Here is a 17,401-nt window from a genome sequence, read left to right as displayed (position 1 = left end):
GCAAATTGTTCTGATACCAATTTGGTATCGGACATTTCATAAACCTGAACTCGGGTTTGATTACTCTGAGTTTACCCACAAACGAGAATTAGTGTCGATAGTGAACCAACAGATTTAGATTAGTGATGGTAATAAACTTGTCAACTTGCTCATGAAACCATCACTCAAATCTCAACTTTAGAATTTTAACTCTACTTAGATCACTTTTTATCCAATCTTATGTTTTACATTTCCTTAATATTTTGATTACACTTAAACCAACTGGTTAGACCTCTTACCTAACATACAGACGTACAAAACTTATAAAGTCTGAAAAGGAAAATACATATGGACATCTTGCTCTCAATCATCACGATGGCGATCGTGCTAGGCATTACGCTCTACCACCGCATGTCTCTCGTGAAATCTATTAGCTTACTCACCGCAGCCATGCTGGCTCTTACAGTAGCTGGTACTGTCGGCGTTATTGGTTGGGCTATTTACGTTCTCGCCGCAGCTGTGCTCGCGGTTCCTGGCGTACGTCAGTCTTTAATTAGCCGCAAAGCGTTAGTGCTTTTCAAGAAAGTGCTGCCAGCTATGTCTCAAACCGAAAAAGAAGCGTTAGACGCAGGTACCGTCTGGTGGGAAGCCGAACTATTTAAAGGCAAACCAGAGTGGCAAAAGCTACACGCAATTCAAGCACCTAAGTTAAGTGCGGAAGAACAAGCCTTTTTAGACGGCCCTGTGAATGAAGTGTGCGCCATGGTGAGTGATTTCCAAGTGACCCATGAACTCGCGGACTTACCGCCAGAAGTTTGGCAATACCTGAAAGATCATAAGTTCTTCGCCATGATCATTAAGAAAAAGTACGGTGGTCTTGAGTTCTCAGCATACGCGCAATCACTAGTACTACAAAAACTAACGGGTGTTTCTGGCGTTCTATCGTCTACCGTTGGTGTTCCTAACTCTTTGGGTCCTGGTGAACTACTGCAACACTACGGTACTGAAGATCAGAAAAATCATTACTTACCGCGTCTAGCTGAAGGTAAGGAAATCCCTTGTTTCGCCTTAACGAGCCCAGAAGCGGGTTCTGACGCTGGCTCTATTCCAGATTACGGTGTGGTCTGCAAAGGCGAATGGGAAGGAAAAGAAGTACTGGGTATGCGCCTGACTTGGAACAAGCGCTACATCACCCTAGCGCCAGTCGCAACGGTACTAGGCTTAGCATTTAAACTTCGCGACCCTGAAGGTTTACTTGGTGACAAAGAAGATCTTGGCATCACTTGTGCGCTTATCCCAACTGATGTCAAAGGTGTTGAGATTGGTAACCGACACTTCCCACTCAATGTGCCATTCCAAAATGGTCCAACGCGCGGTAAAGACATCTTTGTTCCTATCGATTTCATTATCGGTGGCGAAAAAATGGCGGGCCAAGGTTGGCGTATGCTGGTTGAGTGTCTGTCGGTTGGACGTGGTATCACGCTACCTTCAAACTCAACAGGTGGCATCAAAACTGCAGCAATGGCAACCGGTGCTTACTCACGTATTCGTCGTCAGTTCAAACAGCCTATCGGCCATATGGAAGGGGTTGAAGAACCATTAGCACGCTTGGGTGGTAATGCTTACGTGATGGATGCAGCAAGCAACTTAACCGTTGCGGGTATCGACTTAGGTGAAAAGCCTTCAGTAATCTCAGCTATCGTGAAGTATCACTGTACGCACCGCGGCCAGCAAAGCATCATCGATGCAATGGACATCGTAGGCGGTAAAGGTATCTGTATGGGACCTTCTAACTTCCTAGCTCGTGGTTACCAAGGTGCGCCAATCGCAGTAACGGTTGAGGGTGCTAACATTCTAACACGCTCAATGATCATCTTTGGCCAAGGCGCAATCCGTTGCCATCCGTACGTTCTTGAAGAAATGAACGCGGCGTATTCTGAAGCAAGTAATGCTGTCGAGAAATTTGATAAAGCGCTTGCTGGTCACGTGAGCTTTACAATGAGTAACCTAGTGCGCAGTATCTGGTTTGGTTTGAGCGATGGTCTGGGCTCTTCATCACCAACCAAAGATGCAACCAAGCGTTACTACCAACAATTGAACCGTTACAGTGCAAACCTTGCTCTGCTATCGGATATCTCAATGGCAGTGCTAGGTGGCTCTTTGAAGCGTAAAGAGCGTCTATCAGCACGTCTTGGTGACATTCTAAGCCAGCTATATTTGAGCTCTGCGACGTTGAAACGTTTTGAGCAAGATGGCCGTCCAGTCGAAGATTTACCATTAGTACACTGGGGTCTACAAGACAGTTTGAAACAAGCGGAAGTGGCAGTAGATGAATTCTTAGCAAACTTCCCGAACAAAGTAATTGGCCGTGCGCTACGCGTATTAATCATGCCATTTGGTCGCGTACGCAAAGCACCAAGCGATAAACTAGACAGTAAAGTGGCGCGCATTCTACAAACGCCAAGTGCAACGCGCTCACGCATTGGTCGCGGTCAATACCTTGAACCAACCGAGCACAACGCAGCAGGTAAGATTGAACTTGCACTATCAGTCATTCTTCAAGCTGAGCCTGTGTTTGACAAAGTATGTAAAGCGCAGGGTAAGCGTCGCCCATTCTTACGTTTGGATATGATTGCTCAGGAAGGGCTTGAGCAAGGCTTTATCACGCAAGAAGAAGCCGATCTACTCAGAGAAGCGGAGCAGCATCGTCTAGATACAATCAACGTTGACGATTTTGAGCCGGAACTGCTTGCCGCAAAGCCGCTATACCCTCAGATGGATAGTGTCGCGTAACTCTAGAATCTGAGATCACAAACGGGAGTATCAGCTCCCGTTTTTTATTGCTTCCAGAATCGGATTCATAACACCTCACACTACAAAGCCCCCCTGCGCAATAAAATCCTCGCACTCCAATCTTTTCCCCGATTTCCAGTGATAACTAACTCACAGACGTTCCAACTAAGCGGTGTATACTTTAAGTAACTCACTCACATATATGGTAAATCCGTTGGCTAAAATATTACTCGCACAGTGGTTCCCAGGGCTTGTTCAGCTTAAGCATTATCAAAAAGAATGGTTTGTTAACGACTTTAGAGCCGCCTTTTCTGTTGTCGCGGTTGCACTGCCAGTTGCCATAGCTTACGCACAATTAACTGGTGTATCCGCAATTGTCGGTCTGTATTCGTGTGTACTGCCAATGTTGGTTTACGCCATGATGGGCACATCTCGACAACTCATTGTCGGACCCGATGCAGCAACCTGTGCAGTGATTGCTGCTGTTGTGACACCACTTGCCGCAGGTGACCCCACAAAACATTGGCAGTTGGTTATGACCATGACAGCGATGACGGGGGTTTGGTGTGTACTGGCAAGTCGTTTCAAGCTAGGGGTATTTGCAGATTTCCTTTCTCGTCCGATTCTTTTGGGTCTACTCAACGGTGTTGCTCTCACAATTATCGTTGGTCAGTTTGCGAAAGTAGTCGGTTTGAAATACGAGCAACGTTATTTACTGGAACGTTTATGGGAAGCTCCACAACGATTAACCGATCTTCATTGGCCTACTGTAACTCTGAGTATCGTGACAGTTGTCGTTTATTTGCTCACCAAACGCTACCGACCAACTTGGCCTGCTGCCATGCTGGCGATCCTCGTAACTACTGCGTCAGTTTGGTTTTTCCATTTACAAGAGATGGGCGTATCGGTTGTCGGACTCACTCAAGGTGGCTTCCCTCAGTTTCAAACACCGGAGTTTGAGCTAGGTGAAGTTCGTGAACTAGTGGTCCCGGCTCTCAACCTTGCGATTGTCAGTTTTGTTAGCATGATGCTCACCGCCCGCAGTTTCGCTGCTAAAAACGGTTATGATATTGATGCTAATAAAGAGTTTCAGGCGTTGGGTTTTGCCAACATTGCCTCAGCGTTTTCGCAAGGTTTCGCGATAAGCGGCGCTGACTCACGCACAGCCGTCAATGATGCAAATGGCGGTAAATCTCAATTAGTTTCGATTGTCGCCGCAATCACCATTGCCATTATTGCGGTATTTATTTACGAGCCTTTGCAGTTCATCCCTATCGCTTCACTTGGTGTTGTATTGATCATTGCGTCCCTATCGCTGCTCGATCTTAAAGCAATTTGGAAATTAAAATCTCGTGACAAAGATGCATTTTATCTGGCCATCATTACTTTTATTTCTGTGTTGATCGTGGGTGTAATACCGGGGATCACTTTGGCGGTATTGCTAGGGCTGTTTCAATTTTTACGGATTGTCATGCGACCGAGTGATCAGCTACTTGGCTTGGATGAAAAAGGTACCATTCGGACCATCGACGACTCAGGAAAAGCTTCGCCTATTCCTGGAATGGTGATTTACCGCTTTAACTCACCGCTAACTTACTTCAATGCTCCTTACTTTAAACGTAGAGTGTTAGAGCAGGCAGAGCATCACAAAGACGCAAGTTGCGTTGTCATCGACGCCGTATCGAGCTTTACTCACTTGGATCTCAGTGTGATGGCCACTCTGGCAGATATTCACAATACTTTGAAAAAGAGAGGCGTACGTTTAATCCTCGCAGGAAGGAAACGACGTCTTCGTCAATGGTGTGAGCTTACTGGTATCAGCACCAGTGAAGGAGGCATCTTACTGCGAGCTGATATGTACCTTGCCATTAAACTTAGTGGCTGTTACATCAGTGCTGTGGGTGAGGGACAGATTCCTACTGTTCAAAAAGAGCCTGATTTAGAGCAGCCACCCAAACCAATTCCAGAAGTGGCTTAAATAGAAATTTAATATAGAAAACAGGAAATTAAACTCCTGTTTTCTAGTGCTTATCTTCACAGCTGAATACGTGTTATGCCTTTGGCTTAAACTTTTTTGTCATCCCTTGGCTTTTAGGAGCCACCAGCCTATAACCAAGCTTTTCGTAAAAAACTGGTTCATCAGCAATCATAGAAACGTAAGAGCCTTCAAGTGCAACAGAAGAAAGATAACCGTCGATGTATTCCATGACTTTTCTACCTAAACCGTTACCTTGATAATCAGAATCAACGGCAACGTCGACAATTTCGAAGTTACACGCCCCGTCACCAACAACCCGACCCATTGCAATGAGCTTTCCTTCATCCCGAACAGATACGCCATATAACGAATTGGGTAGGCCAATTTCAGCAGCTTTCAACGATTTGGGTGATAGCCCGGCTTTGATACGCATATCACAGTATTCTTTCGGGCTTGGCACATGCTCTTCATATCTTATTGTCATTATGTACGACTCCTTTGTATCACCTTGGAGCTTACATAACTAAACTGTATAAATAAACAGTTAAACGTTGGAAAGATGTTCCCATTAAGCACACAAAGTATCGGGTCTAGAAAAGAAGCCACCGACAACTCTGACGCCATAATAGATATAAGTTGCTCTGAAGCTAGACATTCCTTTTTCTAAACACGTTTCTCTCAACAACGTATCCGCATGCTTTCGAGCACTTTGAGGCAACACCTCTTCCCTCATGAGTTGGTAAAGAGCATCATGCACTAAAGAAGCTTTCATAATGTTTTTTGTGTCTAACGCTGGCCCACTCGCTCCATCCCATGCATAGCCCTTTTTAATCGTTAACACGCCTTGTTTGGACAAACTAAGAAAAGGGCTGTCATACGCCTGACTCACTGAAATGTGCGTCTCAATCTTTTCTTCAGAATGGAGAGTGTATTTATACTTCTGACGCTTTTTGTATTTCATAACCTAACCGCCTAGCTAACTTCAGTGGGAGGAACGGAGATGACTCTCAAATTAGAGTTTCTTAGAGAGTTTTTTCAAGTAGGACTTAGCAAGCTCATGGTTATCTCTGCTCAACCACTTAATACAATCAAAGAGTTCCCAGATCAGGCCTTGATCACCACTGGTATAAACTGGGAACTCTTCATGCTTTGGCGCAGGTTCATCAGTAACCATGCCCGCAATCACATCAGCTTTATCAAATAAAGTCTTAAATGGCTTAGAAAGTTTGAAGGGGTCACAGAGATCTAAACAATGAATCTCTGCACTGGTTAGGTCATTAAAAATGTATTTTTTGAAACACGCATTTTCGTTGTGCTCTCCCTCAAGGCGATAAAAAATGTCTTTATTAGCTTCAAACTGGGTAAAGCAAGGCGCTGAGGCTTTATGGAAGTTGTTTTGAGTAAATACAACAACATCAGCGTCCGAAATACGGTCACCTTGTCCTGATGACAAGGAGCCAAGCAATACCGCGGCAACAACGTCTTTTTCAGAATAAAAGGCATCATAAGCTGACTCAACCAAGGCCTTTTGTCGTGGTAAATGTTCTAGTCCTAACTCTCCAATTGTCATAACTCACTCCGTCTATACGCACTAAAATCAAGTCGAAACGTAAACAGTATCATGCGAGCTTTATTATGATTAATCAACGTTAAATCATGGTGTTACTTTAAAATAAAATGATTAATGACCATGAGAAACATCAAACTCTGTCTCAAACTTAAACTGAAAAAAACGGAGCCGATTGGCTCCGTTTCTCGCTTTATGTGTGTGTTACTACTATTTCTTTGGTACTTCTAATTGCATCTCTGGCATGGCATCGCGCTTCGCTTTAATTTTGCGCCAGACTATCCATGCAATGATCACAATCAGCAGCATTATCACATTACCCACCGCAATAATAATCATGCTGCGCTTACGCTCAGCCTCCCGCTCAGCGATAATTTGCTTTTCCATTTCAATACGACGCTGCTCGGCTAATTCAGCTTCTTTTGCAATTCGAGCAGCTTCTAGATCAACTTCATCAACAACACTGAAGGTTTGCTCTGGGATAGGAAACGCCAACGAGCGCTGGGTTGCAAAATCAGTGGCAAAGATCTCGCCGCGCCAGGCGTACTTACCAAGTTCAGAATCGTTATTGAGGTTCAACGTAACTCTCATTCCATCTTTAGAGACCTGTCCTTGGCTGTAACTAATGAAACCATCGGGAGCGTCCTTTTTCACTGTGACTGCTATAGAGCCTGGTGCAATCATACCTTGCTCGCCACTCACCACTAATTGGTGTGGCTTATCGGAATTACGAGCCTGAATAAAAGTACGAGAGATTGGGTTCGGATAAACCAAGATGACTTGTTCTTGCGCTCGTAAGAATACGCCATTGCCAGACGTGATGCGCGCGCGGTACTTACCAGGCTCAACGTCTATTGGGAGCTGAACCGTAAACACACCATCCCCTGCTTTTTCATCCAAGCCTCGGCCGTCATCAGAAAACTCACCCACAACCATCGGCACTGGACGTGCTTCTTTGATCAGCTCATCTTCATTTTCGACAAACTTGGTAAATGTCACGCGCAGATTCACGCGATCAAGGAAGTCGCGCAGTACAAGAGGTTTGCCGTCGGAGGTCAGGCGAGCTGTAAACTTAAGCGCTTCCCCATTATATAATCGGTTTGGGAACAGATCCGTACTGAGCTTTAGGTGAGAAATTAAGCGGATGTTATTTTTAGGCGTAACTTTCCCCACAGCCTGCCATGGACCTGGCATAGGGTTATCAACGGAAATAATATCGAGTGAGGCTTCTTGATACCAACGTACATTGTCGTAAGAGCCCCAAGCATAGTATTTTTTACCGTCAGGACGGACTAAAACAACTGGCTGAGAACTTTGCTCACGATAAACCAAAAACGTGATCTGCTCGATGGTTGGATCAACTCGAAAGCGATTGTCTAACAAAGACATTGTAGATTCACTCGCAGCACTCGAGAGACTACTCCATATCGCTAAAAACGCGACCAACAAAGCCCTCAACATAGCTTCTCCTATTGATGCCAAATACAGTCGTTCACCAACTCTAATCTTTTTTGGTGAGCTTCTAGTTCATCGGCACTTGCGCGCAAAACCTTTAGCGCTTTTCTTCCTTCAATACGACGAATGGTTTCTACTCCACCCTCTTGTTTATTCGCGTTAAATTCTAGACTCGTTTGACCACCCGTCATAAAGAGGTAAACGTCGGCTAGAATCTCCGCATCGAGCAAAGCTCCGTGGAGAGTACGGTGCGAGTTATCAATACCGTAACGTTCACATAAGATATCAAGGTTGTTTCGCTTACCAGGGAAGATTTTCTTCGCCATAGCAAGGGTGTCGGTCACCTTGCAGTAGTCGTCCGTTTTGCCGATGTTAGGATCGAGCATGCCAAACTCGTAATCCATAAAGCCGGTATCGAAGGGCGCGTTGTGGGCAACAAGTTCTGCGCCTTTAATAAACTCAAGAAACTCTTGGTGCACGCTCGCGTATTCCGGTTTATCAACCAAGAATTCATCCGTAATACCGTGAACTTCAACCGCTTCTGGTTGGATTTCACGATCGGGTTTTAAATAAACGTGGAAGTGACGACCAGTCAGCTTACGGTTGATGATCTCCACGGCACCGATTTCAATAATGCGGTGTCCCATGTAGTGAGGACCACCCTCGCGGTTCATACCTGTGGTTTCGGTATCGAGAACGACAATGCGGTTATATTCAGAATTGCTGCTGGTATTCATAAGGTTATGTATGTCAGACTATGCTTTATTAAATGTTTCGGCTAATAGTACCAAAAAATATGACCAAACACGTTGAGATTTTCACTGACGGTTCTTGTTTAGGTAACCCAGGACCAGGTGGTTACGGCATAGTATTGCGTTACAAAGACGTAGAAAAGACACTTTCCAAAGGCTATACGTTAACTACCAACAACCGCATGGAAATGTTGGCGGCTGTCGTCGCGCTGCAGACGTTAAAACAACCTTGCAAAGTCACTTTAACGACTGACAGCCAATATGTGCGCCAAGGTATTACTCAGTGGATCCATAACTGGAAGAAGCGTGGTTGGAAAACAGCGGATAAAAAACCCGTGAAGAATGCCGATTTATGGCAAGCTCTAGACAAAGAAACCGCACGCCATCAAGTTGAATGGCATTGGGTAAAAGGCCACGCAGGCCATCGTGAGAACGAAATGTGTGATGAGCTAGCCCGTACTGCTGCAGAAAACCCAACTGAGGAAGATACAGGTTACCAACCCTCTTAGCGAGATTCTTTCCTCATAGTGTTACCCTCTCGATTCATCACCCCAAGTGGTGTGAGCTTTTTCTTCAAGCGCCAATGCGGTTTGATAGGCTTGAGAGGGTATGTCCGTTTCCGCGCGACTATGTAATACAAACTCCCAGCGGGTGATGCCCAATCACCAAGACTATTTTCCAACCATGTCCACATCGTACGGTAACGTTTCATCGGAAACAGCGCATAACGATCACAATGAATCACTTGATAATTAAGTAACCCTAACCAATCTTTGATGCGGTTCGACGTAAACATTCGTCCACTCCAAGGCAAATTATGTTTACGCCATGGAAGCAAACTCGCTAATCCAGTCAAGCTTAATGGGTTGAATCCAGTAATAATTACATAGCCATCATCCATCATCACTCTATCGACTTCACGCAACAAACGGTGTGGATCGCTTGCATAGTCGAGCTGATGAGCGAGTATCACAACATCAAAGCTTTTTTCCAAAAAGGGTAATTCGTAACCATCTGCAATCACATTATGCAACGGGTTCTGGATATCTACGTTGACTTGGTGTTGAATGTTACAATTACAGCTGGTTAGCTCACAGCTCAACCCGCCCAGTTTGAGCATATGGTAGCCGAAGAGTTTCGGGCACCATTCATCAAGTCGGGTCTGGATTGACTCAAGCACCCACGGACCGTTGTTCATTGCTGACCAAGTCGACGGGTGTGGTATAGTTTTGTTGCTGAGTGCTGGTTTCATTAACCACCTGACTAAAATGGGTGACGGAGAACGAATCGTGTTAGAGATCAAAAGCATACCCGCATTTAATGATAATTACATCTGGCTGATACAAAATAGCGATAAGCGCTGCGCAGTCGTTGATCCGGGCGATGCGAAGCCAGTATTAGAATTTCTGCAGGCTAACGAATTAACTTTAGAAGCGATTTTAATTACGCACCACCACAACGATCACATTGGTGGCGTTCCAGACTTAGTGCGTGCATTTCCTAACGTCGCCGTTGTGGGCCCAAAATCAGAGCCAATTCCAACCCTAACGACACCAATGGAAGAAGGCGACAAGCTAGAGTTGTTTGGTGAGATTTTCTTAGTACTTGGGTTACCCGGTCATACTTTGGGCCATATCGGTTACGTTGGGGACGGAAAACTGTTTTGCGGTGATGTGCTCTTTTCTGCTGGCTGCGGTCGTATTTTTGAAGGTACGCCTGAGCAAATGTTTGAATCACTGAGCAAACTAACGTCTCTACCAGAAGAAACTCAAGTCTTCTGCGCACATGAATACACGGCGAGTAACGTGGCGTTTGCTCTAGCGGTTGAACCTGACAATGAGCAACTTCGCCAATATCGCGACGATGTAAACCGACTGCGAGCACTCAACATTCCGACACTTCCAACAACAATACGCAAAGAAAAGTGGATTAATCCGTTCTTGCGAACCTCTAACCCTGACGTGGTTCAATCTGTTGCTAGTCGCATTAAAAATAGCGATCCATGCTCGGTTTTTACTGCTTTACGCGAGTGGAAGAACGAATTTTAACCATTTTCTGCTTGTAAGTTTGCAAGACCCCAGTATTATCAGGGACTGATTTTTCGAGAAGCGCCACTGGCGCTTCTCTTACGTTTGGGGTTGATATAAATCTATTTGAATTTCTCCCCATTGCATAATTAGAAGCTCTTTGCCTCTATAAATTAGTTAGTGTTTAAAAGATGTCTATTATCTTGCGACTGCCACGCACATTACGTTGCGCGACAGGCAGGTGAAGATAAAAAGGCCCTAAATAGGCTGAATCCATGCGTTTGAAGTATACTTGGGCGTTGGCGTTGTTATTATCTGGCTGTCAATTGACTCAGTCAGATTCAACGTCTTCTACACCAGAAACCAATAAATCTGAGCAGACTGCAAAGCAAAATGCAGTAAAAGCTCAACCGGGCAATAAATCGTCACTAGCAAAAAAATCCGCTAACGACGCGCCTAAAGTTCTCTCCCCCCAAGAACAAGAAGATGTGTGGCAACGTATCGCCATGCAGCTGGACATGGATATCCCAAACCACAAGAAAGTGGACTACTACCGTACGTGGTATTTAAAGCACCCAAATCACCTTTACACGGTATCTAAGCGTGCGACTCCTTTTCTATACATGATCACAAAACGTATCGAAGAGCGCGGACTCCCAATGGAGCTTGCATTACTTCCTGTAGTGGAAAGTTCATTCGATGCCTTTGCCTACTCACATGGTAGCGCGGCTGGGTTGTGGCAATTTGTCCCAGGCACCGGAAAAATGATGGGATTAGAGCAAAACTACTGGTATGACGGTCGCAGAGATGTGGCAGCAGCAACGGATGCAGCGCTGGACTACCTAGTACAACTAAACGAGCGTTTTGATGGTAACTGGGAACATGCAATCGCCGCTTATAACAGCGGTGGAGGCCGAGTTTCTAGCGCAATTCGTAAGAATAAAAAGCTCGGTAAACCTATCGATTTCTTCTCATTAGACTTACCAAAAGAGACCAGCAGTTACGTTCCTAAGCTATTGGCCTTGGCTGACGTTATCGCAAACCAAGACAAGTACGGACTTAATATTCCTGCAATTCCAAACAAGCCTGTTCTAACGCTTGTTGATCCAGAAGAGCAGTTAGATCTGGCTATTGCCGCAGATTATGCCGGCATTAGCGTAAAAGAGTTGCAGAGTTACAACCCAGCATACAACCAGTGGTCGACAGCGCCTGAGGGGCCGCACCAACTTTTGATTCCCGTAGAGAAAAAAGAGACTTTTCTCACCAAGGTGGAGAAAAATCGCGGTAAAGGGATGAAGGTCGCTCGCTACAAGGTGAAATCTGGCGACTCTTTAAGCGTGCTAGCTAATAAATACGGCACAACCACGAAAGTCATTCGACGTGCCAACGGCCTATCGAATAACAATATTCGTATTGGTCAATACCTGTTGATTCCGACATCAACAAAAGACGATGCAAAATACGCATTAACGGCACAAAACCGATTAAACAAGACTCAATCTCGTGCTCGTGGTCAACTCAAGCTCACCCATGTCGTTCAGTCTGGAGAAAGTTTGTGGTCAATCGCACGTAACAATAAAGTGTCGTATAAATCGTTAGCTAAATGGAATGGTATGAGCCCTAAAGATCCATTGCGTGTGGGTCAAAAGCTAGTGATATGGAAGGACTCAGACAAAGGTTCTGTGATCCGTACCGTTTTCTACAACGTTCGCTCTGGCGACACCATTAGCGGCATTGCAAGCAAGTTCAAAGTAAAAACAAACGACATCGTGAAATGGAACTCGCTACACAAGAAAAAATACTTACAACCAGGTCAAAAGCTTAAGTTGTACGTTGACGTAACGAAGGTAAGTGTATGAACCCATCAAGCAATCCACTTGTGATGCTGTTGGACATTTTTCGTTCTCCAACATCTTGTTTTCTCGCGCTTTATCAACGCGGTGGATGGGGATGGCAACCGTTCATCTTCCTGATGCTTAGTCCGTTTTTATTCTGGGGTGCTTACTTTTCGAATGTCGATTTCACGTGGCTCAGTGACCAACTTGCTGCGCAATTTCAGCAAATCGACCCGAAGCAGATTGAGCTATTAGAACCAAACACGCTAATGGCAAGCGCGATCATCAATGATGTATTCAACCGCTTTGCCACCTTACTATTGCTCGCGCTTTGGTTCTTTCTTGCAACAAAGGCAAGCAAACAACAATACGGTTACTGGAAATGGTTTGCCGCATCGTGTGCTATCTTATTCCCAGCAGTATTGGGCGATGTAGCAAGCTACGCGAGCTTGCTACTCAAGCATGGTCAGGTAATGACTTACGCTGCCGATTTAAATAGCCTCAATGGTCTATTAAAGCTGCCTCTTACTAACGAATGGTCTCATTTCGCTAGCTCGTTACCTTTGCTTCTGCCTTGGTACATTGTGCTCGGCTACGGCGTTGTACTGACGTGGACGGAGTTTGAACGTGGCCAAGCTTTGGTGATAGCAAGCCTGCCATGGGTATTCTTCTACGTTATTTGGGCACTTTATATTGTGGTAACCTAAGCTAGTTATTTAACGTAAATGACAATAACAATGGGTTATGATCGGAAGCGTCGCTCTGCGGCGCTTTTGCGTACTTAAGCGTCAGACCTCGGTAAAACACATGGTCCAGTGGTAACCCTGTTATAAATTGGACTCGATGATCCGGCAAGAACGTCACCTCTTGTAAGTCCGCAGCCTTTAAGGCCTGCCTCATCGCATTAACGCGAGATTCACTCCAGCTATTGAAGTCTCCAGCAAATAGAATTGGCCCCACATGATGCTTTAAAAGCATTTCAAGCGCCGTTAACTGAGATACATACTCTTTTGTACCCACGGTGAAGTTAATTGCATGTACATTCACCACTGCGAGTTTCTCGCCATTACTCAAGTGATACTGGCTATATAATGCAGACTTAGGTAAGCGAAGCCACGGCTCTTTAGAGGTGTAAGCGCAGGCTTTTTCTGGTTGCCCTTGAGCAATACTAATTACACCGGCACCGCTACCCAGCGCCTTAAAAGCACTCACTTGATTACTAACCCAGCGACCATCCACCAACCACTGTTTAAATGATGGTGTCATGCTGGCTTCTTGCAATAACAGTAACTGCTTATCAGCAGAAAACTCATCGAGTGCACGTTGCCAATTAGCCCGGTTCTGTTTGTAGATATTCCAGACAAGCACATTGATTTTGCCGTCATGATCGAGAGCTTTTGAATCGCTAAATTCGATGCACCTGATATCTTGTGTCAGCTCGGTACCTGTTTGAGTAATAATTTGCGGCTGATCTGGTACGGTGAAAATAACCTGGAAGCCAACCAATACCGCCATTACGAGAAAAGCTAACGCCAGAAAAAAACGCTTAAACATACGACAAACCTGAATGTAGGCACCCGAAATCTAGAACAACAAATCTCGGGTTAAATGATTTCACTAATAAGCAAACAACAAAAAAGGAGCCACTTGGCTCCCTTTTAGCATAATAAATACGAAACAAGTGACAAGAAACCTTAGATCGCGTCTTCGTCTTCTTCACCAGTACGAATACGAACCACACGCTCAATATCAGTGACGAATATTTTACCATCACCAATCTTACCAGTTTGCGCGGTTTCAATGATTGTCTCTACGCATTTATCAGCCACATCTTCCGTTACAACGATTTCGAGCTTCACTTTAGGTAGAAAGTCCACCATGTACTCTGCACCACGGTAAAGCTCGGTGTGACCTTTTTGGCGACCAAAGCCTTTCACTTCAGAGACGGTCATCCCTGTAATGCCAACTTCAGCTAGCGCTTCTCGAACATCATCCAGTTTAAATGGCTTGATAATCGCTTCAATTTTTTTCATGTTCATCCCTTAAGCTTCAATCGATTGCGCTTATTATCGTTTAGCGTTTCGCAACATTCAATGTTTGTCTCTGCTCCACCAGCGAAAATCCAGGCTGAGCAAATTAACATAGCGAATATCGTGAGTTGATAAAACCCAATGAGGACTGCTCAATGCCCAATCGTCCAAGCTTTACTTCAGGCTCACGTTTACTTCAAACTTGCGTAGTAAGCCGCTAGGTTAGCGATGTCTTCATCAGACAACAATGAAGCTTGAGCTTGCATCACAGCAGCAAGTCCACCTGTTCGCTCTTTATTTTTATAAGCTTTAATTGAACTGATAATATATTGCTCATTTTGCCCTTTCAGATTTGGGTAACCCGGAATGACAGCAATACCATCAGCGCCATGACACGCCGCGCATACTCCCGACTTTGCTTGACCTGCTGCAGCATCTCCCGCAGCTAGAGCTTGCCCACTGAACATGGTTAGCGCCACCATTGCGCCCATGATTGTTTTCTTCATTGCTTCACCTAATCAATTATTATTTAAGGATTTTTATATTTTATAATCGACATTGTGGCATGAATTTTCATTACCTGCGCCAAATAAGTTCACAATCTTGACCATTAAACGCCTGATCAACGAACAGATCTGCCACAGCAACGACTCGGTCTTGATACATCAAAATCGGAATTTGACGACGCAGCCAGCTTGGCACATTGTATTCTTGGAACAACTTCTTCAGTTTTCGACTGTGATTACGCGTGGTTGGATGCGCTGATAAGCCTTCCGGATTAAAGGTCACGCGAAGCAATTCTGGCTGACTCGGAAGCGCAATCGTTGCGTTGCTAGAACTCGTCGTTAAGGTCAGCTCCCCTAGCCGCTCTGGCAGCGATAAAACGGTATCGACTTGAATCGTACTTTGCCACTCAGTGACGTCAGCGATTTCCGTTACCCAATAGAGACGATTTCGAAAACGGCGCACTTCACCTTGTTTAAGTTGTAGTTTGGGGTTGGCATCTTGCTGAGCTAATGCCACTTCATTCCAGATAAGATTGAGTTGTACCTGAGTCGGCATACTAGTATTAAGCTTAGCCAGCCACATACGAATCAAGCGCGCACGCGCTAATCCACTGTGCTTAGCCAGTTCTTCAATACTCAAACTTAGATCCGTTTGTAAAGCGCGTTCAAACACCGCGCTCAATAGTTCATCCAATAGCGCTTCTTGTTGAGCACATAAACTTGCACTGCGCTGAACCGCTTGATGGATACTCGGCCAGCGACCAGACAATTCAGGAATAACACAATGACGAAGAAAGTTACGATCATAACGGGTATCTTGATTGCTTTCGTCTTCCACCCACTCCAAGCCTAATTTAGTAGCGGCTTCTTCGATGGTCTTCCGCTTGATAGTAAGCAATGGTCGAACTAGAGATCCGCAAGAAAACGGCATACTCTCCGCCATCGAAGATAACCCTTTAGGCCCGCTGCCGCGCTTAAGCGCAAGGAGAAAAGTCTCTATTTGATCGTCGGCATGTTGACCAGTCAACAGTATATCGCCTTTTTGAATGTACTTAGTTAAGGCTTGGTAGCGAGCTTCACGAGCAAGAAGTTCAATACTTTCACCATTGCTGATGTCTAAGCTCACTCGCTCGATCGAGCACGATATCCCCACTTGTTGTGCCCAAAGTAAGCATTTATCGGCCCAATTATCGGCATTCGAGCTTAAACCATGGTGCACATACACAGCGTGACACTCTACAGAGTGCGCCTGTTGGTAGCGACTGAGTAATTCGAGTAAAAGACGTGAATCCACTCCTCCGCTAAACGCCAAGACAACCTTAGTGCCTAATTGATAGTAGCGGCCGAGAACTTGAGCAAAATGCGGGTAAAGCGATTCCATAAGCGATCCGATAGGTACAAAAAAAGGGCTGGACTCTCATCCAACCCTTTCTATTTTAACTGTTATCACTTGAGATATCAGCTAACGCTTAATAGCAATCACCGAAATTAACAGTAACCGTAGCTCATTAGACGCTGGTAACGACGCTCACGTAGCGTCTCTTCATCCAATTGTTCTAGATCTTTTAGCTGACGAAGTAGTGTCGCTTTCATATTCGCTGCCATTTGAACATGATCGCGATGAGCGCCGCCTAGTGGCTCTTCAATGATTTCGTCGATCAGTTCAAGCTCTTTAAGACGCGGAGCAGTTAGACCCATTGCCTCTGCCGCTTGTGGCGCTTTGTCTGAATCACGCCATAAGATTGAAGCACAACCCTCAGGAGAAATTACTGAGTACGTAGAGTACTGAAGCATGTTCACATAGTCGCCTACACCGATTGCTAGTGCACCACCAGAACCGCCTTCACCAACAACGTTACAGATTACTGGCACTTTAAGACCAGACATCACTTTTAGGTTTTTCGCGATAGCTTCAGATTGACCACGCTCTTCTGCGCCCACACCTGGATACGCGCCAGCCGTGTCGATAAATGTGATGATCGGCATGTTGAAACGCTCTGCCATTTCCATCAAACGTAGCGCTTTACGGTAACCTTCTGGTTTTGGCATACCAAAGTTACGTTTCACTTTCTCTTTGGTTTCACGACCTTTTTGGTGACCAATGATCATCACAGGGCGGCCTTCAAGGCGAGCCATGCCACCCACAATCGCTTTGTCGTCTGCAAACGCGCGGTCACCCGCTAATTCATCAAACTCCTCAAAAGCGTGTTGGATGTAATCCAGCGTGTAAGGACGTAGTGGGTGACGAGCCAGTTGAGCTGTTTCCCATGCGCCTAGGTCGCTGAAGGTTTTTTTCTTCAGCTCTAAGCTTTTCTTCTCAAGCTGTTCGATTTCTTTATCCAGGTCAATCGCAGAATCACCACCGTGACGAGAGACATCACGTAATGCTTCAATTTTCGCTTCTAGTTCTGCAATTGGCTTTTCAAATTCAAGAAAGTTTAGGCTCATCTATGAATCCTTGTTTACTCAGCGTCTAACA

The 17,401-nt window shown here is 45.2% G+C and carries 17 protein-coding genes; 6 read left to right on the top strand and 11 right to left on the bottom strand.

Features of this window, described 5'->3' with window-relative positions:
* The first annotated feature begins 327 nt into the window (after positions 1-327).
* Both fadE and R8N46_RS14915 read left to right on the top strand, forming a co-directional pair.
* Positions 328-2,772: an acyl-CoA dehydrogenase FadE gene (gene fadE / locus R8N46_RS14920; protein WP_005385392.1), complete on the top strand. Its 2,445-nt coding sequence runs from the start codon at positions 328-330 to the stop codon at positions 2,770-2,772.
* A gap of 202 nt (positions 2,773-2,974) precedes the next feature.
* A complete protein-coding gene (locus tag R8N46_RS14915) occupies positions 2,975-4,750 on the top strand; it encodes a SulP family inorganic anion transporter (RefSeq protein ID WP_213886666.1) in 1,776 nt (591 codons plus the stop codon).
* A gap of 73 nt (positions 4,751-4,823) precedes the next feature.
* On the opposite strand, the gene R8N46_RS14910 is transcribed toward R8N46_RS14915, so the two are convergent.
* The 5 genes from R8N46_RS14910 to dnaQ all read right to left on the bottom strand — a co-directional run bounded on the left by R8N46_RS14910 (position 4,824) and on the right by dnaQ (position 8,509).
* Positions 4,824-5,234, bottom strand: coding sequence for a GNAT family N-acetyltransferase (locus R8N46_RS14910; RefSeq protein WP_005391824.1), 411 nt, complete (start codon positions 5,232-5,234; stop codon positions 4,824-4,826).
* An 84-nt stretch (positions 5,235-5,318) separates the two neighbouring features.
* A complete protein-coding gene (locus R8N46_RS14905) occupies positions 5,319-5,711 on the bottom strand; it encodes a DUF1353 domain-containing protein (protein ID WP_137282304.1) in 393 nt (130 codons plus the stop codon).
* Between the two features lie 51 nt (positions 5,712-5,762).
* Positions 5,763-6,320: a hypothetical protein gene (locus tag R8N46_RS14900; protein WP_213972451.1), complete on the bottom strand. Its 558-nt coding sequence runs from the start codon at positions 6,318-6,320 to the stop codon at positions 5,763-5,765.
* A 207-nt stretch (positions 6,321-6,527) separates the two neighbouring features.
* Positions 6,528-7,778, bottom strand: coding sequence for a TIGR03503 family protein (locus tag R8N46_RS14895; RefSeq protein ID WP_176311132.1), 1,251 nt, complete (start codon positions 7,776-7,778; stop codon positions 6,528-6,530).
* 8 nt (positions 7,779-7,786) lie between these two features.
* Positions 7,787-8,509 (bottom strand): DNA polymerase III subunit epsilon, encoded by a 723-nt coding sequence (gene dnaQ, locus R8N46_RS14890; RefSeq protein ID WP_005380385.1) that lies wholly within the window; start codon positions 8,507-8,509, stop codon positions 7,787-7,789.
* Between the two features lie 59 nt (positions 8,510-8,568).
* Between dnaQ and rnhA the strand changes: the two genes are divergently transcribed.
* Positions 8,569-9,033 carry a ribonuclease HI gene (rnhA, locus tag R8N46_RS14885; protein ID WP_005380384.1) on the top strand — a complete coding sequence of 155 codons (465 nt, stop codon included), beginning with the start codon at positions 8,569-8,571 and terminating at the stop codon, positions 9,031-9,033.
* Here the strand turns inward: rnhA and R8N46_RS14880 are convergent.
* Positions 9,030-9,776 carry a class I SAM-dependent methyltransferase gene (locus R8N46_RS14880; protein ID WP_017636046.1) on the bottom strand — a complete coding sequence of 249 codons (747 nt, stop codon included), beginning with the start codon at positions 9,774-9,776 and terminating at the stop codon, positions 9,030-9,032. The genes rnhA and R8N46_RS14880 overlap by 4 nt on opposite strands.
* Before the next feature lie 37 nt (positions 9,777-9,813).
* Here R8N46_RS14880 and gloB point away from each other — a divergent pair, with 37 nt between their 5' ends.
* The 3 genes from gloB (at position 9,814) to R8N46_RS14865 (ending at position 13,093) form a co-directional block, all read left to right on the top strand.
* Positions 9,814-10,572: a hydroxyacylglutathione hydrolase gene (gene gloB, locus R8N46_RS14875; RefSeq protein ID WP_005380380.1), complete on the top strand. Its 759-nt coding sequence runs from the start codon at positions 9,814-9,816 to the stop codon at positions 10,570-10,572.
* 254 nt (positions 10,573-10,826) lie between these two features.
* Complete coding sequence (locus tag R8N46_RS14870; protein WP_005391819.1) at positions 10,827-12,410, top strand: LysM peptidoglycan-binding domain-containing protein; 1,584 nt, start codon at positions 10,827-10,829, stop codon at positions 12,408-12,410.
* Entirely contained in the window at positions 12,407-13,093 is a 687-nt protein-coding gene (locus tag R8N46_RS14865) for a YIP1 family protein (protein ID WP_005380375.1), read from the top strand. The genes R8N46_RS14870 and R8N46_RS14865 overlap by 4 nt, the downstream gene beginning before the upstream one ends.
* 1 nt (position 13,094) lies before the next feature.
* On the opposite strand, the gene R8N46_RS14860 is transcribed toward R8N46_RS14865, so the two are convergent.
* The 5 genes from R8N46_RS14860 to accA all read right to left on the bottom strand — a co-directional run bounded on the left by R8N46_RS14860 (position 13,095) and on the right by accA (position 17,370).
* On the bottom strand, positions 13,095-13,940 hold the full coding sequence (locus R8N46_RS14860) for an endonuclease/exonuclease/phosphatase family protein (RefSeq protein ID WP_025768251.1): 846 nt from the start codon (positions 13,938-13,940) through the stop codon (positions 13,095-13,097).
* A gap of 140 nt (positions 13,941-14,080) precedes the next feature.
* Positions 14,081-14,419, bottom strand: coding sequence for a nitrogen regulatory protein P-II (gene glnB / locus R8N46_RS14855; RefSeq protein ID WP_005380372.1), 339 nt, complete (start codon positions 14,417-14,419; stop codon positions 14,081-14,083).
* Positions 14,420-14,607: 188 nt separating this feature from the next.
* A complete protein-coding gene (locus tag R8N46_RS14850) occupies positions 14,608-14,922 on the bottom strand; it encodes a c-type cytochrome (RefSeq protein WP_017636043.1) in 315 nt (104 codons plus the stop codon).
* A 70-nt stretch (positions 14,923-14,992) separates the two neighbouring features.
* Complete coding sequence (gene tilS / locus R8N46_RS14845; protein WP_171346128.1) at positions 14,993-16,303, bottom strand: tRNA lysidine(34) synthetase TilS; 1,311 nt, start codon at positions 16,301-16,303, stop codon at positions 14,993-14,995.
* A 107-nt stretch (positions 16,304-16,410) separates the two neighbouring features.
* Complete coding sequence (gene accA, locus R8N46_RS14840; RefSeq protein ID WP_104975538.1) at positions 16,411-17,370, bottom strand: acetyl-CoA carboxylase carboxyl transferase subunit alpha; 960 nt, start codon at positions 17,368-17,370, stop codon at positions 16,411-16,413.
* Positions 17,371-17,401 lie beyond the last annotated feature (31 nt).

Source organism: Vibrio sp. 1874 (genome assembly GCF_033344395.1).
Taxonomy (GTDB): domain Bacteria; phylum Pseudomonadota; class Gammaproteobacteria; order Enterobacterales; family Vibrionaceae; genus Vibrio; species Vibrio alginolyticus.
Note: the sequence above shows the minus strand (reverse complement) of the source record. Positions and strands in the feature narration are given on the sequence as shown.

Bases quoted from the DNA above. Each gene is read 5' to 3' on its own strand.
- dnaQ (WP_005380385.1), bottom strand. From the start codon at position 8,509: ATGAATACCAGCAGCAATTCTGAATATAACCGCATTGTCGTTCTCGAT.
- R8N46_RS14915 (WP_213886666.1), top strand. From the start codon at position 2,975: ATGGTAAATCCGTTGGCTAAAATATTACTCGCACAGTGGTTCCCAGGG.
- R8N46_RS14895 (WP_176311132.1), bottom strand. From the start codon at position 7,778: ATGTTGAGGGCTTTGTTGGTCGCGTTTTTAGCGATATGGAGTAGTCTC.
- R8N46_RS14905 (WP_137282304.1), bottom strand. From the start codon at position 5,711: ATGAAATACAAAAAGCGTCAGAAGTATAAATACACTCTCCATTCTGAA.
- R8N46_RS14900 (WP_213972451.1), bottom strand. From the start codon at position 6,320: ATGACAATTGGAGAGTTAGGACTAGAACATTTACCACGACAAAAGGCC.
- R8N46_RS14880 (WP_017636046.1), bottom strand. From the start codon at position 9,776: ATGAAACCAGCACTCAGCAACAAAACTATACCACACCCGTCGACTTGG.
- R8N46_RS14865 (WP_005380375.1), top strand. From the start codon at position 12,407: ATGAACCCATCAAGCAATCCACTTGTGATGCTGTTGGACATTTTTCGT.
- glnB (WP_005380372.1), bottom strand. From the start codon at position 14,419: ATGAAAAAAATTGAAGCGATTATCAAGCCATTTAAACTGGATGATGTT.
- accA (WP_104975538.1), bottom strand. From the start codon at position 17,370: ATGAGCCTAAACTTTCTTGAATTTGAAAAGCCAATTGCAGAACTAGAA.
- R8N46_RS14850 (WP_017636043.1), bottom strand. From the start codon at position 14,922: ATGAAGAAAACAATCATGGGCGCAATGGTGGCGCTAACCATGTTCAGT.
- R8N46_RS14910 (WP_005391824.1), bottom strand. From the start codon at position 5,234: ATGACAATAAGATATGAAGAGCATGTGCCAAGCCCGAAAGAATACTGT.
- R8N46_RS14870 (WP_005391819.1), top strand. From the start codon at position 10,827: ATGCGTTTGAAGTATACTTGGGCGTTGGCGTTGTTATTATCTGGCTGT.
- tilS (WP_171346128.1), bottom strand. From the start codon at position 16,303: ATGGAATCGCTTTACCCGCATTTTGCTCAAGTTCTCGGCCGCTACTAT.
- R8N46_RS14860 (WP_025768251.1), bottom strand. From the start codon at position 13,940: ATGTTTAAGCGTTTTTTTCTGGCGTTAGCTTTTCTCGTAATGGCGGTA.
- fadE (WP_005385392.1), top strand. From the start codon at position 328: ATGGACATCTTGCTCTCAATCATCACGATGGCGATCGTGCTAGGCATT.
- rnhA (WP_005380384.1), top strand. From the start codon at position 8,569: ATGACCAAACACGTTGAGATTTTCACTGACGGTTCTTGTTTAGGTAAC.